The 23,743-nt window shown below is 57.9% G+C and carries 22 protein-coding genes; 11 read left to right on the top strand and 11 right to left on the bottom strand.

Annotated elements, in window-relative coordinates; genetic code table 11:
• The first annotated feature begins 117 nt into the window (after window positions 1-117).
• From map to dapE, 6 genes are read left to right on the top strand one after another with little or no spacing between them, the layout of a single operon-like run.
• Window positions 118-888 (top strand): type I methionyl aminopeptidase, encoded by a 771-nt coding sequence (gene map, locus QQF73_RS15360; RefSeq protein ID WP_219868231.1) that lies wholly within the window; start codon window positions 118-120, stop codon window positions 886-888.
• Window positions 889-3,534 (top strand): [protein-PII] uridylyltransferase, encoded by a 2,646-nt coding sequence (locus tag QQF73_RS15365; protein ID WP_219868232.1) that lies wholly within the window; start codon window positions 889-891, stop codon window positions 3,532-3,534. It abuts the gene before it with no gap.
• Window positions 3,531-4,733 (top strand): succinyldiaminopimelate transaminase, encoded by a 1,203-nt coding sequence (gene dapC / locus QQF73_RS15370; protein WP_285368730.1) that lies wholly within the window; start codon window positions 3,531-3,533, stop codon window positions 4,731-4,733. The genes QQF73_RS15365 and dapC overlap by 4 nt, the downstream gene beginning before the upstream one ends.
• Window positions 4,730-5,077, top strand: a complete 348-nt coding sequence (locus QQF73_RS15375) for an ArsC family reductase (protein WP_219868234.1) — start codon at window positions 4,730-4,732, stop codon at window positions 5,075-5,077. Before dapC ends, QQF73_RS15375 begins: the two co-directional genes overlap by 4 nt.
• Before the next feature lie 30 nt (window positions 5,078-5,107).
• Window positions 5,108-6,136 carry a 2,3,4,5-tetrahydropyridine-2,6-dicarboxylate N-succinyltransferase gene (gene dapD, locus QQF73_RS15380; protein ID WP_285368733.1) on the top strand — a complete coding sequence of 343 codons (1,029 nt, stop codon included), beginning with the start codon at window positions 5,108-5,110 and terminating at the stop codon, window positions 6,134-6,136.
• Window positions 6,123-7,259 carry a succinyl-diaminopimelate desuccinylase gene (dapE, locus tag QQF73_RS15385; RefSeq protein WP_219868236.1) on the top strand — a complete coding sequence of 379 codons (1,137 nt, stop codon included), beginning with the start codon at window positions 6,123-6,125 and terminating at the stop codon, window positions 7,257-7,259. Before dapD ends, dapE begins: the two co-directional genes overlap by 14 nt.
• 21 nt (window positions 7,260-7,280) lie before the next feature.
• Here dapE and QQF73_RS15390 read toward each other — a convergent pair whose 3' ends face one another.
• Window positions 7,281-7,499 carry a SlyX family protein gene (locus QQF73_RS15390; RefSeq protein WP_219868237.1) on the bottom strand — a complete coding sequence of 73 codons (219 nt, stop codon included), beginning with the start codon at window positions 7,497-7,499 and terminating at the stop codon, window positions 7,281-7,283.
• Between the two features lie 227 nt (window positions 7,500-7,726).
• On the opposite strand from QQF73_RS15390, the gene QQF73_RS15395 reads away from it, so the two are divergent.
• Window positions 7,727-8,260: a cold-shock protein gene (locus QQF73_RS15395; RefSeq protein WP_285368734.1), complete on the top strand. Its 534-nt coding sequence runs from the start codon at window positions 7,727-7,729 to the stop codon at window positions 8,258-8,260.
• A gap of 45 nt (window positions 8,261-8,305) precedes the next feature.
• On the opposite strand, the gene QQF73_RS15400 is transcribed toward QQF73_RS15395, so the two are convergent.
• The 3 genes from QQF73_RS15400 to gloA all read right to left on the bottom strand — a co-directional run bounded on the left by QQF73_RS15400 (window position 8,306) and on the right by gloA (window position 10,591).
• Window positions 8,306-8,680, bottom strand: coding sequence for a hypothetical protein (locus QQF73_RS15400; RefSeq protein WP_219868238.1), 375 nt, complete (start codon window positions 8,678-8,680; stop codon window positions 8,306-8,308).
• Entirely contained in the window at window positions 8,652-10,055 is a 1,404-nt protein-coding gene (locus QQF73_RS15405; protein ID WP_285368737.1) for a hypothetical protein, read from the bottom strand. Before QQF73_RS15405 ends, QQF73_RS15400 begins: the two co-directional genes overlap by 29 nt.
• Window positions 10,056-10,150: 95 nt before the next feature.
• Window positions 10,151-10,591 carry a lactoylglutathione lyase gene (gene gloA, locus QQF73_RS15410; protein WP_219868240.1) on the bottom strand — a complete coding sequence of 147 codons (441 nt, stop codon included), beginning with the start codon at window positions 10,589-10,591 and terminating at the stop codon, window positions 10,151-10,153.
• An 80-nt stretch (window positions 10,592-10,671) separates the two neighbouring features.
• Here gloA and QQF73_RS15415 point away from each other — a divergent pair, with 80 nt between their 5' ends.
• Window positions 10,672-11,571, top strand: a complete 900-nt coding sequence (locus QQF73_RS15415) for a DUF1853 family protein (protein ID WP_219868241.1) — start codon at window positions 10,672-10,674, stop codon at window positions 11,569-11,571.
• Window positions 11,572-11,736: 165 nt separating this feature from the next.
• Window positions 11,737-12,762 carry an NADP-dependent oxidoreductase gene (locus QQF73_RS15420; RefSeq protein ID WP_425607963.1) on the top strand — a complete coding sequence of 342 codons (1,026 nt, stop codon included), beginning with the start codon at window positions 11,737-11,739 and terminating at the stop codon, window positions 12,760-12,762.
• 30 nt (window positions 12,763-12,792) lie between these two features.
• Here the strand turns inward: QQF73_RS15420 and QQF73_RS15425 are convergent, their stop codons facing one another.
• From QQF73_RS15425 to QQF73_RS15450, 6 genes are read right to left on the bottom strand one after another with little or no spacing between them, the layout of a single operon-like run.
• On the bottom strand, window positions 12,793-13,761 hold the full coding sequence (locus tag QQF73_RS15425) for an NAD(P)H-quinone oxidoreductase (protein ID WP_219868243.1): 969 nt from the start codon (window positions 13,759-13,761) through the stop codon (window positions 12,793-12,795).
• A gap of 29 nt (window positions 13,762-13,790) precedes the next feature.
• A complete protein-coding gene (locus tag QQF73_RS15430) occupies window positions 13,791-14,912 on the bottom strand; it encodes a tRNA-queuosine alpha-mannosyltransferase domain-containing protein (protein WP_219868244.1) in 1,122 nt (373 codons plus the stop codon).
• Between the two features lie 14 nt (window positions 14,913-14,926).
• Window positions 14,927-16,657: a sugar phosphorylase gene (locus QQF73_RS15435; protein WP_285368741.1), complete on the bottom strand. Its 1,731-nt coding sequence runs from the start codon at window positions 16,655-16,657 to the stop codon at window positions 14,927-14,929.
• Window positions 16,654-17,877 carry a glycosyltransferase family protein gene (locus QQF73_RS15440; RefSeq protein WP_285368743.1) on the bottom strand — a complete coding sequence of 408 codons (1,224 nt, stop codon included), beginning with the start codon at window positions 17,875-17,877 and terminating at the stop codon, window positions 16,654-16,656. The genes QQF73_RS15435 and QQF73_RS15440 overlap by 4 nt, the downstream gene beginning before the upstream one ends.
• 17 nt (window positions 17,878-17,894) lie before the next feature.
• Window positions 17,895-18,698, bottom strand: coding sequence for an HAD-IIB family hydrolase (locus tag QQF73_RS15445; RefSeq protein WP_285368745.1), 804 nt, complete (start codon window positions 18,696-18,698; stop codon window positions 17,895-17,897).
• 12 nt (window positions 18,699-18,710) lie between these two features.
• Window positions 18,711-19,649, bottom strand: coding sequence for a hypothetical protein (locus QQF73_RS15450; RefSeq protein WP_219868248.1), 939 nt, complete (start codon window positions 19,647-19,649; stop codon window positions 18,711-18,713).
• A 74-nt stretch (window positions 19,650-19,723) separates the two neighbouring features.
• On the opposite strand from QQF73_RS15450, the gene QQF73_RS15455 reads away from it, so the two are divergent.
• Window positions 19,724-21,178 carry a protein adenylyltransferase SelO gene (locus tag QQF73_RS15455; RefSeq protein WP_285368746.1) on the top strand — a complete coding sequence of 485 codons (1,455 nt, stop codon included), beginning with the start codon at window positions 19,724-19,726 and terminating at the stop codon, window positions 21,176-21,178.
• A 65-nt stretch (window positions 21,179-21,243) separates the two neighbouring features.
• Here QQF73_RS15455 and QQF73_RS15460 read toward each other — a convergent pair whose 3' ends face one another.
• Window positions 21,244-22,758, bottom strand: a complete 1,515-nt coding sequence (locus tag QQF73_RS15460) for a fumarate hydratase (protein ID WP_285368747.1) — start codon at window positions 22,756-22,758, stop codon at window positions 21,244-21,246.
• 182 nt (window positions 22,759-22,940) lie between these two features.
• Here QQF73_RS15460 and QQF73_RS15465 point away from each other — a divergent pair, with 182 nt between their 5' ends.
• Complete coding sequence (locus QQF73_RS15465; protein ID WP_285368748.1) at window positions 22,941-23,714, top strand: enoyl-CoA hydratase; 774 nt, start codon at window positions 22,941-22,943, stop codon at window positions 23,712-23,714.
• Window positions 23,715-23,743: the final 29 nt, after the last annotated feature.

A 23,743-nucleotide genomic window follows, 5' to 3' on the forward strand; every position in this document is an offset into this window, starting at 1 on the left:
GCGCGTTTATACCATAAATCGCTCCGAAAACGCCATTATTTTTACGCCCACCCTTCCTTGTACCCAGCCACTCAGCCCCTTAAAATGCCGGTTTGATACAAATCAATGGGAAGCCCGATGCAAGTATCGATCAAGACCCCGGAAGAAATCGAAAAAATGCGCGTCGCCGGCCGCCTGGCTGCCGAAGTGCTCGAGATGATTGGCGAACATATCAAGCCCGGTATCAGCACCGAGGAGATCGACCGCATCTGCCACGATTACATCGTGAACGAGCAGAAAGCCATTCCTGCTCCCCTGAATTACAAGGGTTTCCCGAAGTCGGTCTGCACCTCGGTCAACCATGTTATCTGCCATGGCATCCCGTCGGAGAAGAAAATCCTGAAGGACGGAGACATCCTCAACATTGATGTCACTGTCATCAAGGATGAATACCACGGCGACACCAGCAAGATGTGGATCGTGGGCAAACCGAAGCCAGGTACAGAGCGGCTGATCGACATCACTCAGCAGTGTCTATATAAAGGTATTGAGCTGGTCAAGCCGGGCACCCGCCTCGGCGACATTGGCCACGTTATCCAGCAACACGCCGAAAAGCATCGCTATTCGGTGGTCCGAGACTACTGCGGCCATGGTATCGGCAAGGTATTCCACGAAGAGCCTCAGGTGATGCACTACGGAAAACCCGGAACCGGTTTGGAATTGCAGGAAGGCATGACCTTCACCATCGAGCCCATGATCAACCAGGGCAAGTACCAGACCAAACTGTTACCGGACGGCTGGACCGTTGTCACCAAGGACCACAAGTTGTCCGCCCAGTGGGAGCACACCATTCTCGTCACGGCAGACGGGCACGAGGTTCTGACCAAACGAACGGAAGAGTCCTTCTAAGTGGACCTGAGCGAACTGGAATCCCGCATCAGCAACGATACCTCACCGGTTCGGGCGGCAAGAGAGCTTTTGCGGGAGCGGTACAATGCCGACGCAGAGGCTTTTCGCCAGGGCGCCGATGTCCGCGCCCTGGTGCATTCCCGAGCCAACACCGTGGACACGGTTCTCAGGCTCATCTGGAATCGGTACCCCTTCGCCAGTTCGCCCGATATTGCCCTGATTGCCGTCGGGGGCTATGGACGGGGGGAGCTGCACCCCCACTCAGACATTGATCTGCTGATCCTGACCCGATCGGGTATTGACGACAGTTGGCATGAGGACCTGGGCGCCTTCGTCACCCTCCTCTGGGATCTGAAGCTGGACATAGGTCACAGCGTTCGCAGCATTGATGAAAGCCTGGCAGCGGCCCGGGACGACATCACCATTCTCACCAACCTCCTGGAGACCCGCACCATTGCCGGTCCCGACGAACTCCGGGAAGTGCTCAGCGAACAGGTTTATTCCGACAACGTCAGCAGCGACCGGGACTACTTCATCGCCAAGCGGGAAGAGCAAAAGGACCGCCATCACAAGTATGGCGATACCGAGTACAACCTAGAACCGAACGTCAAAGGTTCACCCGGTGCCCTCAGGGACATCCAGACCATTGGCTGGATCACCAAGCGGCATTTCGGCCTGCAGAACATCGCCGACCTGACGCGGTTCAGTATTCTGACCGAAGAAGAGCATCAGATTCTGTTCCAGGGAGAGACATTTCTCTGGCAACTCCGTTACGGACTGCAACTGCTTGCCGATCGCAACGAGAACCGCCTGCTGTTTGACCATCAACGCGCCCTCGCCCAGATGCTGGGCTACAAGGATGAAGGCAAACGCCTCGGCGTGGAACTGATGATGCAGTCCTACTACCGAACTGTACTGGCCCTGGCCGAGCTCACGGACGTGATTCTGCAGTACTACGATGAGGCCATTCTGGGCTCCGGCACCGAAGATGACATTCAGCCACTGAACAAACGGTTCCAGATTCGCAACCGCTATATTGAGGCGGTGAACAATCAGGTGTTTGCCTACGCCCCCTACGCCATTATGGAAATCTTTGTCCTGATGGCGCAGCACCCGGACATCAAAGGCATCCGCGCGACGACGATCCGATCCCTGCGGGCCCACCGGCACCTGGTTGACGATGCGTTTCGGTCTGACCTGGCAGTCACCACCCTGTTCATGGAACTGCTTCGAACCCCCCACGCCCTCGACCAGACCCTGTCGTCGATGAAGAAGTACAACGTGCTGGGTCGCTACCTGCCGGAATTCGGGCAGATCATCGGCCAGATGCAGCACGATCTGTTCCACATTTATACCGTGGACGCCCACACCATGCGGGTGATCCGCAACATGGTCAGGCTCAACAGCACCGAGGCCCGCACCGAATACCCGCTGGCATCGCGACTGATCCATCGGCTGCCCAAGCTGGAAACCCTGTTCATCGCCGGCCTGTATCACGACGTGGCCAAGGGCCGCGGCGGCGACCATTCCGAGCTGGGCGCGATTGATGCCGAAGCCTTCTGCCAACGGCACCATTTGAGCGAACGGGACACCAAACTGGTGTCCTGGCTGGTGGAAAATCACCTGCTGATGTCCATGACGGCACAGCGAAAGGATATTTCAGACCCCGACATCATCCACAATTTCGCCCAGGCCATACCCAGCCAGGCACACCTCGATTATCTGTATGTGCTGACGGTCTGCGACATCAGTGCCACCAACCCCAGGCTCTGGAACACCTGGCGCGCGTCTTTGCTGCGCCAGCTCTACATTGAGGCGAAACGTGCCCTCCGGCGCGGCACAGAAACACCGGTCAACCGCAGTGAGTGGGTAAGCGCCACCCAATCGGAAGCCCGGGAAATCCTGCACGCCCAGAACATGACCGATGAACAGATCGATCGCGTCTGGGATACGGTGGACGAGGATTACTTCCTGCAGGATTCCACGGTCGATATTGCCTGGCAAACCGCTGCCATTATCCGGCACGGGGACAACCCTGACCCCCTGGTGCTGATTCGTGATACCCGTGGCGGTCCGACGGACGGCTACTCCCAGATCATCATCTACATGAGAGACCGGGTAGCGCTGTTCGCTGCCACAACAGCGGTGCTGGAACAACTGAATCTCAACATCGTGGATGCCCGGATCAGTTCCAGCGAAGGCCCCTATTCCGTCAGCTCCTACGTTGTTCTTGATGAAAAGGGACAACCGCTCGGCATTGATCCGGCCCGGAAGGAACGCGTGCGCAAGCGCCTGATCGAGGAACTGGATGACCCGGACGATTACCCGGACATCATCCACCGCCGCACCCCAAGGCAGTTAAAGCACTTTGCCTTCCCGACGGAAGTCACCTTCTCCAACGACACCGTAAACCAACGCACGGTCATGGAGGTCATCACACCTGACCGTCCCGGTCTGCTCGCGAGAATCGGGCAGGTCCTGCTTGACCATCGGGTACGCCTGACCACCGCCAAGATCGCCACCCTCGGCGAACGGGTTGAGGACGTTTTCTTCGTGACCGACGAACACGGCGAACCCCTGCGTGATCCGGCCGTGTGCCAGGAACTGCAGCAAGATCTCTGTAAAATGCTGGACGACATTCAATGAATCCAAACCTGGACAGGCTCCACCCCTACCCCTTTGAAAAACTGGCCAAGCTGAAAGCCGACATCAAGACGCCGGACCATCTGAGGCCTATTTCACTGGGTATCGGGGAGCCCAAACACCCCTCCCCGGAATTCGTGAAGCGGGTCATCGCGGACAACCTGGACAGACTCGCCAACTACCCGACCACCAGGGGCACGGATGAGCTGCGCGAGGCCATCAGCGACTGGGCCACCCGTCGATTCGGACTTGCACCGGGATCGCTCAGCGCCGCTGACAGTGTCGTTCCGGTAAACGGGACCCGGGAGGCCATATTCTCACTGGTCCAGGCGGTCGTAGCCGGCAGCGATTCGGCAACCGTGGTGAGCCCGAATCCGTTCTATCAGGTTTACGAGGGCGCGGCCTTTCTTGCCGGAGCGACACCGGTCTACCTGCCCTGCGACGGGGCCAACGGATTTATTCCTGATTTTGACGCCGTCCCTGACTCGGTCTGGCAGGATTGCCAGATCCTGTTCCTGTGCTCCCCGGGCAATCCAAGTGGCGCGGTCATTCCACGGGAAACGCTGGTCAAGATCATCGAGCTGGCCGACCGGCATGACTTCATCGTCGCATCCGACGAATGTTACTCGGAGCTCTATCCGGATGAGGCCAATCCGCCGGAAGGTTTGCTTCAGACCTGTGCCGCTATCGGGCGCGACGATTTTGCGCGCTGCATCGTCTTCCATAGCCTGTCCAAGCGCAGCAATCTGCCCGGACTGCGTTCCGGCTTCGTCGCCGGGGATGCGAGCGTTCTCCGAGGTTATCTGAAATACCGGACCTATCACGGATGTGCCATGCCGATTCACAACCAGCTGGCCAGCATTGCGGCCTGGCAGGACGAAGATCACGTGAAGGAAAACCGGGCGGCCTATCGCGCCAAATTCGAGACCGTTGTACCCATACTCAGGGAAGTCATGGACGTCGATTACCCGGACGCCGGCTTCTATCTCTGGCCAGTCACGCCAATGGACGACGAAACCTTCGCCCGCGAACTGTCAGCGCAGCAAAATGTACACGTTCTGCCAGGCCGGTATCTGTCCCGCACCGTTGACGGACACAACCCCGGGGAGAATCGGGTTCGCATGGCCCTCGTTGCCCCTCTGGAGGAATGTGTGGAGGCGGCAGAGCGTATCGTTGAATTTGTCAGGGCTAACAAGGCATGAAGATTTACGGCATCAGGAACTGCGACACCGTCAAAAAGGCCCGCAAGTGGCTTGACGAACAGGGCATTGCCTACGAATTTCACGACTTCAAGAAAGACGGTCTGGATGAGGACCGTTTAAGCCGATGGGAACAGGCGGTCGGCTGGGAAACCCTGCTGAACCGCCGTGGCACCACCTGGCGCCAACTTCCCGATGAGGTTCGTGATACCATTAGCGCCCAATCCGCCCGTGACATCATGTTGGAAAATCCGTCGATCATAAAACGACCGGTGGTAGAGCATGACGGCACCGTTTCCGTTGGCTTCAAAGCCGACGACTGGGCCAAACAGTTTTCAAACGCTTAAGTCTGACGAATATAAAGGAGCAACCACCTGATGAGTTTCGCATTCGGTATCGGTATCGGCACCCAGAACAAACAGGGCCAATGGCTGGAAGTGTTTTACCAGCAGCCGGTGATGACACCCGATAACACCCTGATGGAAGTTGTCCAGAACGCGCTCGACTACAAAGGTGGCAACCAGGCCATCGGTGCAACGGCGGAGCAACTGAGCCAGCTCTCCAAGGCACTGCGTCAGGCAGGTCAGACTGAACAGGCAGTACTGGCGGAAAAAGCATCCACCAGCACCCGTCCGGTCGTGGTAACCATTCTGGAGACAGACGACACCGCCTCCAGCACGCCCGAGGTCTACCTCAAACTGCACCTGATCTCCCATCGCATGGCCAAGCCCCATGGCCTGAAACTGGACGGTATCTTCGGCCTGCTGCCGAACCTTGCCTGGACCAGTGAAGGCGCGATCGATCTGGGCGAACTCCCGGACCGTCAGCTGCAGGCGCGAATCGAGGGTCGTACCCTGGAAGTGAAGTCAGTGGACAAGTTCCCGCAAATGACTGACTACGTGGTTCCCAATGGTGTTCGAATTGCCGATACCGCCCGGGTTCGTCTGGGCGCCTATGTCGGCGAAGGTACCACCGTGATGCACGAAGGCTTTATCAACTTCAATGCCGGCACCGAAGGCACCAGCATGATTGAAGGCCGTATTTCCGCCGGAGTAATGGTAGGCAAAGGCTCTGACCTGGGCGGCGGCTGCTCCACCATGGGTACCCTGTCCGGTGGCGGCAACATCATTATCGCTGTGGGCGAGAACTGCCTGATCGGCGCCAACGCCGGCATCGGCATTCCGCTGGGAGACCGCTGCAAGGTTGAGGCGGGCCTGTACATCACCGCCGGAACCAAGGTCGCCCTGCTCGATGACAACAACGAGCTGGTGGAAGTCATCAAGGCCCGTGATCTCGCCAATAAGCCGGACCTGCTGTTCCGTCGCAACAGCCAGACCGGTGCGGTGGAGTGCAAAACCAACAAGTCTGCCATCGAGCTGAACGAAGAGCTGCATGCAAACAACTGAGTCAAAAACCCTTGAACTGGCCGTCGACCTGATTCGCCGGCAATCCGTAACGCCAGAGGATGCCGGCTGCCAGGAACTGATGATGTCCCGGCTGGCCCCCCTGGGGTTTAACGGCGAAAACCTGCGCTTCGGTGATACCGACAACCTCTGGGCCCGCAAGGGATCGGAGGGGCCGGTACTGGCCTTTGCGGGCCACACCGACGTGGTACCGACCGGGCCCGAAAAGAACTGGGCCCACCCCCCGTTCAATCCGGTCATCAAGGACGGCTATCTCTACGGTCGCGGCGCGGCGGACATGAAAGGCAGCCTCGCTGCCTTCGTCACCGCGTGCGAACGATTCGTCCAGGCTTACCCGAACCATCGGGGTTCGATCGCCCTGTTGATCACCAGCGACGAGGAAGGCCCGGCGCAGGACGGCACCGTTAAGGTCGTCGAAACCCTGGAAGCCCGAAACGAGAAAATCGACTGGTGCCTGATCGGCGAACCGTCCAGTACTCATGAGGTCGGCGATGTCATCAAGAATGGTCGGCGGGGTTCCCTGCACGGTTACCTGACGGTCCACGGCATCCAGGGGCATGTGGCCTATCCGCACCTGGCGGAGAACCCGGTTCATGCCGCAGCGCCGGCACTGGATGATCTGGCCAGGGAGTTCTGGGATAGCGGCAATGACTTTTTCCCGCCCACCACGTTCCAGATCACTAAGGTGGAGGCCGGCACCGGCAGCAACATCATTCCCGGGGAGTGCCTGGTGCACTTCAACTTCCGGTACTGCACCGAAAACACTGCAGAAAGTCTCGAGGAAAGGGTCGTCGCCATCCTGGACCGGCACGGTCTGAAATATGACCTGCAATGGCACCTTAGTGGTCGTCCCTTCCTGACCGACCGGGGCGCGCTGGTTTCCGCCAGCCAGGACGCCATCCGGACCGTTACGGGTCGCGAGACAGAACTCTCGACATCCGGTGGCACCTCGGACGGGCGGTTCATCGCACCGACCGGTGCTCAGGTCTTGGAGCTTGGCCCTACCAATGCCACCATCCACAAAGTGGACGAGTGTGTTAAGGCCGAGGATCTGGATACGCTCTCGGAGATCTACGAGCAGATCCTCATTGAGCTGTTGGCCTAGCCCGACCAAGCCCGATCAACGTCAATAGTGCGGAGGCGGTGTTTCGTCTTCCTCACTTTTGATGTTGGAGGGAGACACTTCTTTCAGCTGTTTGTGCAGCAGCTGTTTGGCCTCCCAAAGTTCCCGAAGCTCCAACTCCTGTTTCGCCACCTGCTCACTCAGGGTGTTAATGATGTCATCCTGAAACGCCAGCCGCGTTTCCAGTTCATCGAGTCGTGCTTCCAGATCTTTCTGGCTCATGTCGCTACTGAAACTCCCATGCATGGATCCCTTGAGATTGTGACTGTCGGCAACTCGCTAGTCCCTTCCCTTGGTCAGCGATTGGGATAATCTGATATCATGCCGCTTTTGCCCGCCGACACTCCTAAAATCAGGAAGTTTGGCGGTTTTCATCGACCGGGTGTGCGATTTTACCCGATATCCGGTTTTTTATCGTTAGCGTTACAAGAATGGAGAAACCTTAGTCAATGCGTAATCCAGCCAAAGCGATCCTTGTTGCTATCCTGATCGCCATTCCCGCACCACTGGTACTGGCCCTTCTGCTCTCTTTTACCCCGGAACCACTTCGTCTGATCGCCGCAGGTGAGCTAGTCGAAGCACTCGGAAGCAATCGGGGCATTGCAGCGTACATCATTGCCTTCGTTATTTTCGGTTTTGCGGGCTTCCTGACCATCGCCATCGCTGGCAAACAGCAGGCCACCAATCGCAGTGCGTCTCGCGGTAACCGCGCTCAGCAAAGCCAGGGCTATCAAAATGATGACGATGACAACTACGACGAGAGCAGCCCGGAAGGCGACGAGGAAGGCACCGTAAAGTGGTTTAACGTCAAGAAAGGCTTTGGCTTCATCGTCCGCGACAGCGGCGACGAAGTATTCGTGCATTTCCGCGCCATTCGCGGCCGTGGTCGTCGGGTTCTCCGACAGGGCCAACTGGTACGTTTCAATGTGGTGGAAGCCGACAAGGGACTGCAGGCAGACAACGTGTCTATCCTGAGCGACTGATCCTGACCAGACCCCATGAAGAAGGCAGCCCTCAGGCTGCCTTTTTTAGTTCCAGACGACCTGCTGCTCGCCCCGGTGATCCAGTCGCCACCACTTCTCATCCTCGACCGGCTCGCCTTCTTTCCAGTCACCGGGACTGCACCGAATCTCGGTATCCATGGCCCGCCAGGCGCTTCGGGCACACTCGAGATCGGTATTCCAGGGCAGGTTTTCGCCTTCGATCACCAGACAGGTAAAGCGCTTTCCGAACGCTCCCGGGTAGAGCGATATTTTCAGTCTCTGGCCCTCAAACGTGGCATCACCCTTCAACACCGATGAGACCTGGCTGTCGTCAAGCCTCAAATTATCCAGATGACTTTCCAGCCATCCTGAAACCGCGCCCTCGGCGAGGTCACGAATGTAAATTTCCAGATCCTGCACCCGCTGAATCTCCATCCTGATGATCACAATGCAGCACATATTGGACCGGCCCGCTGCTAGCTGCAACCCAACGTTCGAGTTCGCATCGCAGATCCGCAACCGAAAGCCGCCTTAACGTGCCTGCGGCCCGGCGTTCGTGCCACGAGACTTCAACCGCCGCCTTCTGCAGCTTCAGTTCAGCCAGGGCATCGGCCATGCCATCCTGGGGCTCTGAACGTGCCAGTGCCACGAGTTTTTGACGGTGCAATGTTTCGGTCCGGCCGGAAATCGACACTGCCGCCAACGGACCGCGCCGGGCAAACAGATCCAGCCGGGCCGCTGCACGCTCAACCCATTGGAGCATTTCACCGGGAGTGCTGACGCATTCGCTCCGGCGCGTTGCGGCGAAGTGAATGACCGATAACGGAAGCTCGATGTTCCACCGTTTCTCGATGGCCGCCTGGTGGGCCGTGAGAATTGCTTCGCGCTGCCCCTCACTGGAACCCGGCATATCACATACTTCCAGAACACGGCCGAGCCGCTGGTCGAGGCGCTGGTTCCCGTGGGTTGTGGTCTCGGGCCCGAGCAACACGATTGGGCCATTCCAGGCAGTGACCATTTCAGCAGCAAGACTCTTGGGTTGGCCCATGAGGAGTTCGAGGTCCGACGGCGGCATATTATCCAGCACCAATACAGGCCAGGCATGGCGCTCTCCAGGCTCGACACCCGGCAGCACCCACAGGTCACTTGCCAGAACCTCCGCCTCGCGGCGTAAATCGAGTTCCAGATAGTCCCTTTCAAGGGCCGACAACATCACCTGAAGCCAGCAGGATTTTCCCGCCCCCCGTTTTCCCCGTACCCAGAGGAGAGCGTTTTGGGAAGCGGCAACCGAGATGGCGACGTCCTCGGCCAACGTCATCCAGTCCGGGTCTGTTACCACAAGCGGGGAACTGGTGTGGTTCTCTATGCCACTCGGTAAGCCGTCTGTGGCGACACCGGGCCAATGGGGGACCAGCTCCAGTACCGCAACGTAGGCTTTGTTGCCCAACCGTTCCACACCCGTTGAGAGTACCTTCAACAGCACGCTCCAGCTCAGCCAGGGCGCCTCACTAATCTCTCTGGAACGCGCAAACCACTCAATCAACTGAGACGACAGCAAATCTTCGCCGCCGACCTCCGTAACAATGGGTTGCTCGCACTGGATCGTGCGCACAAGCTCATCGATATCCACCCCACAGCTGCGAAGAAACTGTGGGATATCCGGACAGGCGTCCAGAAGGGCAAGCAGGAAGTCCTCAACCGTGATCACGGTACCCCCGCGATCACTGACACTGTCTTTCGCCTGCACCAACGCAGCTTGGCACTCAGGCGCCAGGCATCCTTGCCAATCGTCCATAACATTCTCCATGTCTGTAAGCGCATCGTCCTGATGCTGGGACCTTCACTACAATCATCTGGCCCCTTGTGAGCACTCGCTAACGCCTCACAGGGTTACCAGGTGCCAGTGTTTTCCATACTCGCCCAGGGTTCCCTGGGAGGAAGCGACTCACCTTTTTGCAGAAGTTCGATAGAAATATTATCCGGCGTTCGGATAAAGGCCATGTGTCCGTCCCTGGGCGGCCGATTAATGGTGACTCCGTTGGCCTGCAGGCGCTCACACAGAGCGTAGATATCGTCCACGCGATAGGCCAGGTGCCCAAAATTACGCCCACCATCGTACTCTTCCGGGTCCCAGTTGTAGGTAAGCTCTATCATGGGTGTTTTGTCTTCACGGGCACGATGCTCGTCCTCTGGAGTGGCCAGAAAGACCAGCGTGAACCGGCCCTTCTCGCTGCTCTTTCTGCTGATTTCTTTCATGCCCAGAAGGTCGCAGAAAAAATGCAGGGTCTCGTCAAGGTTGCTCACTCGAATCATCGTATGCAGGTATTGCATAAAAAATCCTCATTGAAGGCGATTGGTGACGGGTGATGAATCACCCTTACCTTGCGGGTAGTTTACGGTATTCTGGATCTATGGATGTATGTAACCCCAACAATACCCTGCTTGAATTCCGGCACGCTGCCATACGGCACCTTGCGTGGTTGTGCTCAGCGCCCCAGCTAATCAATGCGCCGTCTGTATTCGAGCCCAACCGCTACCTTGCTTCCAACTATTTTGAAAGGCTCAGGGAATGGGATCGGTTACCCGATACGGCACCAGCCCTGTTGGGGCAACCACCCCAGCGGCGCCTTGGGTTCTATTTCGAACGGCTCTACGAAGTACTGCTCTCAGACCTTCTGGGCTGGAAGATCCTTCTAAAAAATGCCCAGATCCAATCCAACGGGCACACCCTCGGGGAGCTCGATTTTATTGTTCACAACACGACGGATGACCGGATCGAACACCACGAAGTTGCCATCAAGTATTACCTTGGCGTTCCCAGCCCTGGCGGCGACGCGCTGTGGTACGGACCTAACGCCCGGGATCGTCTGGATATCAAGAGCGACAGACTGATCAACCATCAAAGCCAACGTACGCATCAACCCGAGACACTCGAATTGCTGTCGAGCCATGGCATCTCCGGGCCGCTCACCGCGAGAATATTCATGCCCGGGTACCTGTTTTATCCCCTGAACCGCCCCCTGGCCGCACCAGACATGGCGCCTGCAAATCACCTTCGCGGTTGGTGGGCCTACACCGATGAGCTGGAGCAAGCCGACACCTCCTCCTGGGTGCAGCTGCGCAAACCCCACTGGGTCGGCCCCTGGTGCCAGGCTCAACGCCCGGCGACGGAAGAGACCGCGCAAACGTTAGCGATGATCAACGAGGACAGAATTCCACGCCTTTTTTCGGAGCTCGGGTATGATCGCAGCACCAAGACCTGGATTGAATGCCGGAGGGTGTTCGTGGTCCCGCCCTCCTGGCCAAGCTAGATTCTGCGGCCGACGCTGACCGCGCCCTGAGCATGAGGGCGAGTATAGCCGCCGTTAAAATGAATGTAACCCCACGGACTTTATAGATACTTCGGGATGAGAGGTTGACCACGGGTAGTTTGTACTGCACCCTAATCTGGTTTCATTACGCAACCGGAGATGACTGTGAGCGAATACAAAAACCGAGCCGTCGTGCTCAAGCAGCGCCCCCAGGGCGAAATCCAGGACGGCGACCTGGTGCTGGAACAACGCCCTGTGCGAGCCCCCAACAATGGTGAAGTCGTCGCGCAAATTCTCTGGCTTTCACTGGATCCATACATGCGCCCGCGCATGAACGATGCCAAGGGCTACATGGATCCCATTGGAATTGATGAGCCCATCGTCGGTGAGAGCGTGGCCCGTATCGTCGAGTCACGCTCGGACAAGCTGAAAGAAGGTGACCTGGTGACCTGTTATTCGGGCTGGCAGGAATACGTCACTTTCCCTGCCGACGCGCCCATGGTCTACAAAATCCATCAGAAAGAGAACGTGCCTCTGCAGACCTACCTCGGTGTCGCGGGCATGCCCGGACGCACTGGATACTGCGGCCTGACGTATGTGGGCAAGCCACAAAAGGGTGAAACCGTGGTTGTCTCTGCGGCGTCGGGCCCGGTGGGTACCGTCGCCGGGCAAACTGCCAAGACCGAGGGCTGCCGGGTCGTCGGCGTGGCCGGTGGACCGGAAAAGTGCAACTTTGTGATCAACGAGCTTGGATTTGATGCCTGTGTGGATTACAAGGCCGGCAATCTTGAAGAAGACCTCAAGGCCGCCTGCCCGAATGGCATCGATATCTACTTCGAAAACGTGGGAGGCGCCGTAACGCGCGCGGTCGCGCCGTTGTTGAACGATGGCGCCAGGGTCCCCATCTGCGGTTATGTCTCAGCCTACAACGCGACCGACATGGCCAGCGTTGAAACCCCCTTTGACGTGCTCAAAGCGTTGGATCCGGTTCCGGAACACCGCTTTTTCCTCGTGACGGAATGGCAGGACAAACACCAGGAAATCACCGATATCCTGACTTCCCGGATTGCAGCCGGTGAACTCAAGTACCGGGAGACCGTAGCAGAAGGACTGGAAAACGCCGTTGATGCGTTCAAGGGCATGCTCAAGGGCAGGAATTTCGGCAAGCAATTGGTCCATATCGCCGACTGACCAAACCCTCAGCACAAGGAACCGGGATGGTTACTCCGCGACTTGAAGCAAAACCTTCCCGGTATTCCTGTTTTCTGCGACGTGTGCCATGGCTTCATCGACCCTGGTGATCGGCCAATCGCTATCAATCAGGGGCTCAATCTGGCCGGCGCCAAGCAACGGCCAGACGTGACGATGCAGCGCCTGCATCACCCGGCCCTTGTCTTCTACCGTCCGTGAACGAAGCGTGGAGCCGATCAGGCGATGACGCTTCACCAGCATGACACCAAGATCTACCTCGGCTGACCGCCCGCCAAGGAGGCCAATGAGTACGATGCGTCCATCAACGTTCAGGACTTTCTGGTCTTCAGCAATGTAGCTGCCTCCGACGGGATCGAGCACCATATCGACGCCGCCCCACGTCTTCACCGCATCGACGAATGAACCGTCCTTGCGATTCCAAACCCCGCTAGCACCCAGTTGCTGACAGATCTCCAGTTTGTGGGCGTCTCCGGCAGTTGCAAATACCGGGTTGCCAAAGGCTGTCGCCAACTGAATGACCGCGGTTCCCAAACCGCTGGCCGCAGCGTGCAATAAAACCCTTTCCCCCGGCTTCAGGTCAGCTTCCTCGTAAAGGTTCAGCCAGGCGGTAGCGAACACTTCCGGAATCGCTGCGGCTTTTCGAAGCGAATATCCCTTCGGAACCGGCAACACTTGCACCGCGGGCACAGCAACCGAGGTGGCGTAACCTCCGCCGGTGAGCAGCGCACACACTTCCTGCCCGATTTCGAAGCCCGTTACCGACTTACCCAGGGCTGCAATCCGGCCGCTGACTTCCAGGCCCAGGATGTCGGAAGCGCCTGGTGGTGGTGGATAAACGCCAGCGCGCTGCATCAGATCGGCACGGTTGATGGCAGTCCAGACAACGTCGATTTCAACATGGTCAGCCGGCAGCTCACTGTTTTTCTCGCACTCTTCCCATACAAGGGCGCCACCGGTTACGTTGATTGCTTTCATCATGTCTGCTATCTCGGCATTAAACGATAAGGTCAGGATAACCGATGTCTTTCCACGGTTGTAATGAGCATATTTTCATAGGCGCCCGCCAGGCTGCCGAGACTCCAGCGTATTGGAGAGTATGGCTCGGTGCCCTGATTCAGTAACGCCAGCAAACAATCTGCTGCACCGTTCGCCTCCTCGGAGGCGTTGTCGATTACACTCGGGTAAAGCTGAATCTGAGGTACGTATTCGGGGTATGCGAGGCGGTCTGGAGCCAGGGCAACGCACCCCGACGCCATCGCCTCCAACATCGAGAGTCCCTGGAAGTCGTGTAGTGCCGTAGAGACGACAACATCAGCCGTTGTCAGGAGCCGGTCATACTCATCCCGGTCGGCCAGGAAGCCCCAATAGACGATTCGCTCACCATGGCGCTCAAGGATGTCGTCGAACACCGCAGGCTGTTGCCGGAACTGCTCCCCCACCACGCTTAACCGGAACTCCTGGCCGCGCTCCACCAACGCATCAAGCAGCAAGAGAAGTCGTTCCGGCCCTTTGTCATACTCCCAGCGGTGATTCCACAACAGGTGCGGGCAGAGCCGGTCCAATGGCTTGGCGCGGTGAACAAACAGCCGGTCCTCGATCGGTACCGGCAACACCCGGGATTTATCCGCCAGCTTTTCCAGTGAGCCCTCGGGAACACCATCCGGCAGCCTCTGATACAGACGATCCACCCCATCCAGAAAACTCCGACGGTTCCACGCACTGTTGAACAGCACAGCCGTCGCCGCTGTCGCACTGAACAGGTTTACCATCTGCGGATCAACACTCGCGTGCTGGCCCTCCGATTCCGGGTAGGCAAACTGGTTTTCATGCATGTAGAGCAACGCCGGCGTATTCGCCAGATGTGGGTGAAACCCCTTGATGGAGGCCAGGTCCACCATGGAGGTGGCCAACAACAGATCCCAGCGTTGCTGCAACAGGGGTTCATTTAACCAGGTGAGCGCGTTACCGCGAATCCGCCAGCGGAAGAACCGCGGCGCCAGAGCCAGGGTCTGCCACTCGAATCCACTCTGGCTGGCAACGAGCTGCTCCCGCCAACGCCGGTGACTGCCGGCGTCGTAGGCAGAGAGCAGGAGGATCCGCGGTTTGCGTGTTTCGGTCGTATCGGGCATGGAGGCATTTTGCCCTACTCCCGATTGGACAACCAGACGCTTTGATAGGGTTTAAGGGTAATGCTGCCGGAGAGATCATCAATGGTCATGCCGGAGATCAGATCCAGCCAGTGATCGGTGCCAATCAGGTTGATGTCGCTCAGTGCAATCTGCTGGACCTCGTCACTGATGTTATGAATACAGAAGATCGACTGGTCACGGCGCATACTCTGGCGCCAGAAACCGAACACCTGCAAGCCAAGGTGCAAGGTGAACTGGGTGGCGTTGGGATGGAATGCCGGCTGTTTTCGACGAATAGCGATCAGTCGTTTCAATTCATGGTAGGCCTTACTGTGATGGCTCAACGGATTCTCAAGCTCCTGTTCAAGCTCATCCAGCTGCCACTGGCTGCGGTTAATGGATCTCAGCCGGCCGGTATTTTCCACCCGCTCCAGGTCGTTTTCGGTGGCCAGAAGGCTGTGGATGTAGAACGCCGGAATCCCCTCCAACGCCAGCATGACCGTATGCGCGCAAAGGAACCTTGGTAACTGCCAGTGGTCCGCGCCGGTCTCTGCCGTACCCTTCAGGGCATCGTAGAGCGCAATGTTGACTTCGTAGGGCTGGTCCCGCCCATCCGCGGTCCGGCGGTAGGAGACCTTGCCGCCGAAAGAATCCAGGGTGTTGATCAGCCGCTGCTTCTCTTCCTCGGTCAGCAGACCATCGGTGGGGCGCATGCCGATGCCATCGTGGGACGCAATGAAATTCAGGTAGGTGGTTCCCATCTGCGCCGGCGGCATGCTCATCAGCCAGGTTTTCAGGTGCTTGCAGTCCCCGGTTACCAGGGTATTGATCAGCAACGGTGGCAACGAGAAATTATAGATAACATGGGCCTCGTTGGCGTTGCCGAAGTAGGTCAGGTTCTCGCGGTTGGGGACATTGGTTTCGGTGATCACCACCGCGTCCGGGCTGTGGTGCTCAATCAGCAACCGCATGATCTTGATGAGCTCATGGGTCTCCTGCAGATGAATACAAGGCGTCCCCGGTTCTTTCCAGAGAAAGGCCACGGCGTCGAGCCGGAACAGGATTACACCGCGCTCCAGGTAATGACGAATAATGCCGGCAAACTCGATCAGAACCTTCGGATTGGCAAAATTCAGGTCCACCTGGTCTTCACTGAAGGTGCACCAGACGTAGCGCTCGCCGTCATCCGTCTGCACCGGATTCAGCAACGGCGAGGTACGGGGACGAACCACAGCACTCAGGTCGTCCCTGGGGTTACCTTCAAAGAAATAGTCCTTGCCCGGGTCCACACGTTTCCGGAAATTCTCGAACCAGCGGCTGCGGGCCGACATGTGATTGACCACGAGATCAGCCATCAGCTTGTAGTCTTCGGAAATCGCCTCGATGTCTTCCCAGTCTCCGTGGGATTCGTTCACCGCGAGATAGTCCATCACCGAAAAGCCATCGTCCGAGCTGTACGGAAAAAACGGCAGGATGTGGACCGCTGACACGGTATCCGCCAGACAGTCATTCAGGAACTGACGCAGCGTAACCAGAGGTTTCTGATCCGCCTTCTGCACGGTATCCGCGTAGGTGATCAGAAGTATGTCGGATTCATCCCAGTTGTTCTGATGGGCAGGAGGTGGTGCCTGATTCGGCGCCAACCCCATGGTCTGTAGCAGTTGCTCGGCCAGAAAATCACAATCCAGTGCCGGATAAACCACTTCCAGCATTGCAACCAGCTTTGCCTTGAGCGGCTGGTTCATGGGCGAAACTCCTGGTTATCCAGTTCAACGGCTTCAAACAACTGCTCCTTGATGTCCGGGATGGCACTGGTAACCCGGTTCCAGCTGGGAATGAAGGGCGTGTCCATGGGGTTATCCAGAAAGTAAGCGCCTGCTCGCATCACGTTCTGGGCGAAGAGCTCAACCGCCTTCTCTTCCTTGTGACGGTCGAACGTCAGACCATTGATGATGGCGTCGTTCTGGTAGGTTTCAACAAAATCGAGCGCAATCCGGAAATACGAGGCCTTGATGGTCCGGAACTTTTCGCTTGAGAAGATCTCGCCGTTGGTCGCCAGCTTACGGAACAGCGCCTTGGAAATATCCATGCTCATTTTCGAGAGGCCTCGACTGGCATCTTCGGGAGAGAGCTCCTGATGCTTGTGGTCGTAGACGTCAGCAATGTCGACCTGGCAAAGACGGTTGGTGGCGTAGTTCCGTTTCATTTCAGACAGCACCCCAATCTCGAGCCCCCAGTCACTGGGTATTCTCAGGTCGTTGATCACGTCTGTCCGGAACGAAAATTCACCGGCCAACGGATAGCGGTAACTGTCGAGATAATCCAGGAAATCGCTGGGGCCACACACCTTCTTGAGGGCGCGAATGAGTGGAGTAACCAGCAGGCGGCTGACACGACCGTTCATCTTGCTGTCGGCCACGCGGGCGTAGTAGCCCTTACAAAACATGTAGTTGAAACCTGGATTGGCAACGGGATAGATCAAGCGGGCCACCAGGTCCCGGGAGTAGGTCAGGATGTCGCAATCGTGCAGCGCCACGGATTTTCCGACACCGGAGGCCAGTACGTAGCCAAAGCAGTACCAGACGTTACGTCCCTTCCCCATCTCCGTTGGCGCCAGATTCTGCTCGCGCAGCTTCAGATCAATACCGCGCATGCGCGGGCCGTCGTTCCAGAGAACCCTGAAGTTCTGCGGCAGGTCGGAAAAGTAATCCAGCGCATGACGATACTGCGCTTCGTTGGCTCGATCGAGACCGATGACGATCTGCTCCAGATACGGCACTTTGGTGAGTTCGTGAACAATATTCTTCAGTGCCGGGCCTTCCAGCTCCGAGTAGAGCGACGGCAGGACCAGGGACATGGGGCGGGCCTTGCGGAACTCCATCAAATCCGCTTCAAGGTCCTCCACTGGCCGGCGAACAAGGTTATGCAGGGTGGTGATAATGCCGTTCTGGTAAAAGTCGCCCATGGCGCCTCTCCTTTTTATTAGTATCCGTACTCAAAAAGGAGATTGAGTACGCACTCATTCCAGCCCTCGGGGCCGGGTTTGATGGAGCGCATGGCGTGTTTGGCCGATGGCAACTGCACCTCGTCGCTGTGAATTCCACGAATGACAACCGGGATATCCGCCGACTCCAGCATTTGCTGATCATTGGGGCTGTCTCCGAGGGCAATGGCAATCACCGGTTCATCGCCATACTGCTCCCGGTATTTATCCAGCAAAAAGCGGGCCCCATCCGCCTTATCAAAGATTCCCATCGCGTGATAAAACCGCCCGCCCTGCACCAGGCGGAGGTTTTCGGCCATTAACGCCGTCTTGAACTCTGCCAGTTCGTCCTCTGAGCCCTCCCATAGAAGAGGCTCGGTACCGAGGCGGTCCTTGGCCATGTCGGCGGACTCCTCATCCAGGCCGGTCACCTCGGCCAACTCCTCCGCCGACATATCCTCGAAGCCCCGAAACCGGGCGCCCGCCTGCCTTTGTGTTGCAAGCACACCGAGAACCTCAGACCGGGATGCCCCAAAATTCACCACTTCCTCCCCGGGATTGCCAAATGTGTGACCCGGAATCACCACCGCTGCACCGTTTTCGACGATAAAGGGAGCACTGTTCCCCAGCTCCTGCCGCAAGCGTCTGACTTCCGGCGCGGTCTTGCTCGAGTTGAGAATGAGGGGTATGCCACCCACTTCGAGCTTTTTGAGCGCGGGAAGCGCCGCCTCCCAGCGATAGTTGTCGTGATTCAGCAACGTGCCATCCAAATCCGAAATAATAAGCAGCCTTGGCTTTGTCATGGGAATTCTCCGTCAGGTTAATCGGAACCGCGGCAAACCAAGGGAATGATCCTCAGCCACCTCAATCAACACGTCGGCCCGGTCCGGCATTTCCTTCAGACAGGAACGGGTAACGCGCTCGTAGTGCATGATGAAGCGACGAACCTCTTCGTCGCTCATTATGCACAGGCCTTGTGCAACACTTATCGCAGCGCTCTTTTTTGGTGCCCCCTGAATTCGGGCAGCAAGCTTGTGTTCCTGAAGGGTGCGCCACTCCTGAACGCTTTCCATTGATGGCGCTTTCAACATCACCAGACTGTCGATCTGCTCAAACAGCTGGCGATAGCTTCCTTTGAGGCAGTCATTTACATAGGTGCGCCACACCCCCTGGGCGTCCTCATCCGCTTCAAGGCGGTTAATGGGCCGCTCAAGGGCCTCCTCCGGCTCGGGGCTGGCTCCAAGGCACCACCCCTCCAGCAGAATGACACTCGCAGGGCCCTGAAAAACCGGCCAGTCGTTGGGTGGAACCCGGTCGTCGATCGACTTGTCAAAAGCCGGGATCGGAGTCCGGTCGTTTACGCCGACAGACCGGAGCGTTTCAATGACCTCTCGCCCCAGCTCTACATCATGAGTGCCGGGCACACCGCGGGTGATAAAAAGGGGGTGAACGGTGTCTGCGAGTTCACGACGCTCTGCTCTGGTAAGGTAGATGTCATCAAGCGAAAAGTTGGCCGTAGGGCAGAGGCGATGGGTACTGAGTATTTCCTTCAAAAACAGGGTCAACGTGGACTTGCCGGTACCCTGGGCGCCGTGGATACCCACGACAACTGTATCCCCCGCCTGGCGACGAAGGTCGACAATGTGGTCGACCAACGGGAGGATGGTCTGTTCGACAGTCCTTGCGTAATCCTTCGGAAGCGCTTCCTGCTTAATCAGTGCATCAACGGTTTTTTTCAGCTCACGTTCAGACACGTTTTGGTTCCTGACATTTATGTATCAATCAAAGGGATCAGCAGAATTCGTACCAATGGGAGTATAGGCATTTTATGAGCAACAACGATTTTCGTGTTGAACATCGCTACTTGGAACTCCCGGACAGTTTCTACACTCGGGTTCGGCCAAGCCCGCTGCGAGCGCCCCGGATGGTCTGTTTCAACGAGGGGCTTGCCGACCAAATGGGATTCCACACCGACAACCCGGAGGAATGGACTCGGGTAGGTGCCGGCGCAGAACTCCTCGAGGGCATGGATCCCGTTGCCATGAAATACACCGGCCACCAATTCGGTATGTACAACCCGGAGCTGGGTGATGGCCGGGGCCTGCTGCTCTGGGAAACCGTGGGGCCGGATGGTCGGCGTTGGGACTGGCATCTCAAGGGCGCGGGCACGACACCTTACTCCCGCTTTGGCGATGGCCGGGCCGTGCTTCGTTCCACCGTGCGCGAGTATTTATGCAGCGAGGCCATGGAAGGCCTCGGGATCCCGACCACCCGCGCGTTGTTTATAATCAGCGCCAAGGACCCGGTGCGTCGCGAATCCATCGAAACTGCGGCCGCCCTGGTCAGGGTCGCCCAGAGCCACATCCGCTTCGGACACTTTGAGTTTGCCGCCCATCATGAGGGCCCGGAGACTGTGAAAACCCTGATGGAACATGTGATCGCACTGCATTTCCCCCAACTGATTGAACTGCCGGAAGAGGAGAGACACCGGCGCTGGTTCGAAGAGGTGGTGGAGCGCACTGCCCGGCTGATTGCCGACTGGCAGGCGGTGGGCTTCTGCCACGGGGTGATGAACAGCGACAACATGTCCATTATCGGCGACACCTTTGATTACGGCCCTTACGCCTTCCTCGACGATTTTGACGCGGGCCACATCTGTAACCACACCGATCAGGGAGGCCGCTACGCCTATAACCGTCAGCCCCAGGTTGGCTTCACCAACTGCCAGTACCTGGCTAACGCGCTGTTACCGGTGATGGATGAAGATGATGTACGGCGGGGCCTTCGCTGTTACGAGGTCGCCTATAATGCCCGTTTCCTGCAAAACATGCGGAACAAACTGGGCCTACTGGCTGAGCAGGAATCGGATCTGGGCCTGATCATGGACACCTTCAGCATGCTCCATGAGCACCGCGTGGACTACACGTTGTTCTTCCGGGCGCTGTCGAATCTTCGCGCCCACGGCAATGCCCCCATCCGCGACCTGTTCGTGGACCGCAGCGTTGCGGATGAGTGGCTGAGGCGTTACGAGGAGCGGCTGGACAATGAGACCCGCCCCGATGACGAGCGCGAAAGCGCCATGCGTTCGGTAAACCCCAAGTACGTTTTGCGCAACTACTTGGCACAGCAGGTTATTCAGGAGGCCCAGAACGCGGACTACGAACCGATGAAGGCATTGCTCAAGGTTCTTGAACGTCCCTTCGACGAACAGCCCGAAAACGAGCAATACGCTGCTCCGCCACCGGACTGGGGCAAGCACCTCAATATCAGCTGTTCCTCCTGACCACGCAGCCACAAAAAAGGGCGAAGCCTAAGCTTCACCCTTTTTTGACTTTCAAAGCCAGAAGATCACACGGCCTTGGCTGCAATGATCTTCTCATGCCATTCAGCGGGGCCGGTCTGGTGAACGGAGGAGCCTCGGGAATCCACCGCAACGGTGACCGGCATATCCTCAACTTCGAACTCGTAAATGGCTTCCATCCCAAGTTCCGGGAAGGCAACCACCTCGGCATTCTTTATGGCCTTGGACACCAGGTAGGCGGACCCACCCACGGCCATGAGGTAAACCGCACCAAACTCGCGAATGGCGTCGATAGCCACCTGGCCACGCTCGGCCTTGCCGATCATGCCTGTCAGGCCGGTCTTCTCCAGCATGGTGTGGGTGAACTTGTCCATGCGCGTCGCGGTGGTAGGACCGGCGGGGCCGACCACTTCTTCGCGCACCGGATCAACCGGGCCCACGTAATAAATGAAGCGACCTTTCAGATCGACCGGCAGTTCCTCGCCCTTCTCGATCATGTCGACCATCTTCTTGTGGGCCGCATCTCGGCCGGTCAGCATCTTGCCGGAGAGCAGGATGGTCTCGCCGGGCTGCCAGTCCTTCACATCCTCCGGAGTGACTGTATCCAGATTCACGCGACGCACGTTTTCACCCACTTCCCAGGTGATTTCCGGCCAGTCTTCGAGGCTCGGTGGCGTCTGCAAGGCCGGCCCAGTGCCATCCAGCGTGAAGTGCGCATGGCGGGTCGCGGCACAGTTCGGGATGATCGCCACCGGCTTGTTGGCCGCGTGGGTCGGGTAATCCTTGACCTTGACGTCCAGAACGGTGGTCAGGCCGCCGAGCCCCTGGGCGCCGATACCCAGGTCGTTGACCTTGTCGAACAGCTCAAGGCGCAGCTCCTCGGCCCGGTTCGATGCGCCGCGCTCTTTCAGATCATGGATGTCGATCGGATCCAGCAGGGATTCCTTGGCCATTTCCATTGCCTTCTCGGCGGTACCGCCGATGCCGATGCCCAGCATGCCCGGCGGACACCAGCCCGCCCCCATCTGCGGAACCATCTTCAGAACCCAATCCACAACCGAATCGGACGGGTTCAGCATGGCGAATTTGGATTTGGCTTCGGAACCACCGCCTTTGGCCGCCACGTGTACTTCAACCGTGTCACCCGGAACCATTTTGTAATGGATAATGGCCGGGGTGTTGTCACCGGTGTTCTTACGCTTGCCGTCCGGATCGTCCAGGATAGAGGCGCGCAGCACGTTATCCGGATGGGTATAGGCGCGGCGCACGCCCTCGTTGATCACGTCATCCAGCGGCATTTGGCAATCCCACTGGACGTTCATGCCGATGTTGACGAATACCGTCACGATGCCAGTGTCCTGACACAGGGGCCGGTGCCCTTCGGCGCACATGCGCGAGTTGATCAGGATCTGGGCCATGGCGTCCTTGGCCGCCTGAGACTCTTCCTTCTGGTAGGCCTCATACACACCCTGAATGAAATCCTTCGGGTGGTAATAGGAAATGAACTGCAGCGCGTCCGCTACGCTTTCAATCAGGTCGTCCTGGCGGATTACGGTGGTCATAGGCGCCTCATCAGCTTGATATCGTTATTTCGTGTCATCGAAAAATGGGGAACAGAGTTTACCAGAAAATCCCGTAAGCGAGGGATTCGACAGACGGCCTAGCCGGTTTGAAAGACTGTAATAGCTGGCCGGAAAAAAGCTATCATGCTAATCAAATCACAACAATGATCCCTGGAGGCGCCGTGACAGACCTCGTACTCATCGAAAAATCCGACCGCATTCTCACCGTTCGCATCAACCGCCTCGATCGAAAGAATGCGCTCACCCACGCAATGTACACCGCTCTGGGGGACGCTCTGGCAGCGGCGGAAAACGACGCAGACATTCGCTGCGTCCTGTTCACGGGTAGCGAGGATTGCTTTACGGCCGGCAATGACCTGGGCGAATTCGCCACCGGCTTGCCTGGCGCGTTCGAGGAAACGCCGGTCGGTCGGTTTCTGCTCTTGCTGGCAACAGCCTCAAAACCCGTGGTCGCCTCGGTCAATGGCCCCGCGGTCGGCATCGGCACAACCATGCTGCTGCACTGTGACCTGGTTTTTGCCGGCACCAACACCCGGTTCCAGATGCCATTCGCGAACCTCGGACTTTGCCCGGAAGGTGGCTCCAGCCTCCTTCTGCCTTCCTGGATTGGCAGGCCCCGAGCCGCGGAACTGCTTATGCTGGGCGGCGCCTTTACCGCAGACGATGCAGCCCGCCTGGGCCTGATCAACCGGGTCTGCGAGCCCGCTGAAACCGAGGCACGGGCCCTCGACGCCTGCAAACAGCTGGCAAACCAGGCGCCAGCAGCCATCCGTGCCACCAAAGAGCTACTGAATCGCCCCACCCTGAACCAGCTGAAGGAAACCATGCTCGCAGAGGGTGAACTCTTTGCTGAGCGACTGAAGTCACCCGAAGCCTCCGAGGCCTTCCGGGCCTTTGTGGAGAAACGACAGCCGGATTTTTCTTCCTTTGAATAGACCCTCACGCCCGCCGGAATTCTGTCTGG

This window comes from Marinobacter albus, assembly GCF_030238305.1.
Classification (GTDB): Bacteria; Pseudomonadota; Gammaproteobacteria; order Pseudomonadales; family Oleiphilaceae; genus Marinobacter; species Marinobacter albus.

What these genes read in the sequence shown, in the direction of transcription:
- map (WP_219868231.1), top strand. Translation starts at nt 118, where the DNA reads ATGCAAGTATCGATCAAGACCCCGGAAGAAATCGAAAAAATGCGCGTC.
- dapC (WP_285368730.1), top strand. Translation starts at nt 3,531, where the DNA reads ATGAATCCAAACCTGGACAGGCTCCACCCCTACCCCTTTGAAAAACTG.
- QQF73_RS15375 (WP_219868234.1), top strand. Translation starts at nt 4,730, where the DNA reads ATGAAGATTTACGGCATCAGGAACTGCGACACCGTCAAAAAGGCCCGC.
- dapD (WP_285368733.1), top strand. Translation starts at nt 5,108, where the DNA reads ATGAGTTTCGCATTCGGTATCGGTATCGGCACCCAGAACAAACAGGGC.
- dapE (WP_219868236.1), top strand. Translation starts at nt 6,123, where the DNA reads ATGCAAACAACTGAGTCAAAAACCCTTGAACTGGCCGTCGACCTGATT.
- QQF73_RS15390 (WP_219868237.1), bottom strand. Translation starts at nt 7,499, where the DNA reads ATGAGCCAGAAAGATCTGGAAGCACGACTCGATGAACTGGAAACGCGG.
- QQF73_RS15395 (WP_285368734.1), top strand. Translation starts at nt 7,727, where the DNA reads ATGCGTAATCCAGCCAAAGCGATCCTTGTTGCTATCCTGATCGCCATT.
- QQF73_RS15405 (WP_285368737.1), bottom strand. Translation starts at nt 10,055, where the DNA reads ATGGACGATTGGCAAGGATGCCTGGCGCCTGAGTGCCAAGCTGCGTTG.
- gloA (WP_219868240.1), bottom strand. Translation starts at nt 10,591, where the DNA reads ATGCAATACCTGCATACGATGATTCGAGTGAGCAACCTTGACGAGACC.
- QQF73_RS15415 (WP_219868241.1), top strand. Translation starts at nt 10,672, where the DNA reads ATGGATGTATGTAACCCCAACAATACCCTGCTTGAATTCCGGCACGCT.
- QQF73_RS15425 (WP_219868243.1), bottom strand. Translation starts at nt 13,761, where the DNA reads ATGATGAAAGCAATCAACGTAACCGGTGGCGCCCTTGTATGGGAAGAG.
- QQF73_RS15430 (WP_219868244.1), bottom strand. Translation starts at nt 14,912, where the DNA reads ATGCCCGATACGACCGAAACACGCAAACCGCGGATCCTCCTGCTCTCT.
- QQF73_RS15435 (WP_285368741.1), bottom strand. Translation starts at nt 16,657, where the DNA reads ATGAACCAGCCGCTCAAGGCAAAGCTGGTTGCAATGCTGGAAGTGGTT.
- QQF73_RS15440 (WP_285368743.1), bottom strand. Translation starts at nt 17,877, where the DNA reads ATGGGCGACTTTTACCAGAACGGCATTATCACCACCCTGCATAACCTT.
- QQF73_RS15445 (WP_285368745.1), bottom strand. Translation starts at nt 18,698, where the DNA reads ATGACAAAGCCAAGGCTGCTTATTATTTCGGATTTGGATGGCACGTTG.
- QQF73_RS15455 (WP_285368746.1), top strand. Translation starts at nt 19,724, where the DNA reads ATGAGCAACAACGATTTTCGTGTTGAACATCGCTACTTGGAACTCCCG.
- QQF73_RS15460 (WP_285368747.1), bottom strand. Translation starts at nt 22,758, where the DNA reads ATGACCACCGTAATCCGCCAGGACGACCTGATTGAAAGCGTAGCGGAC.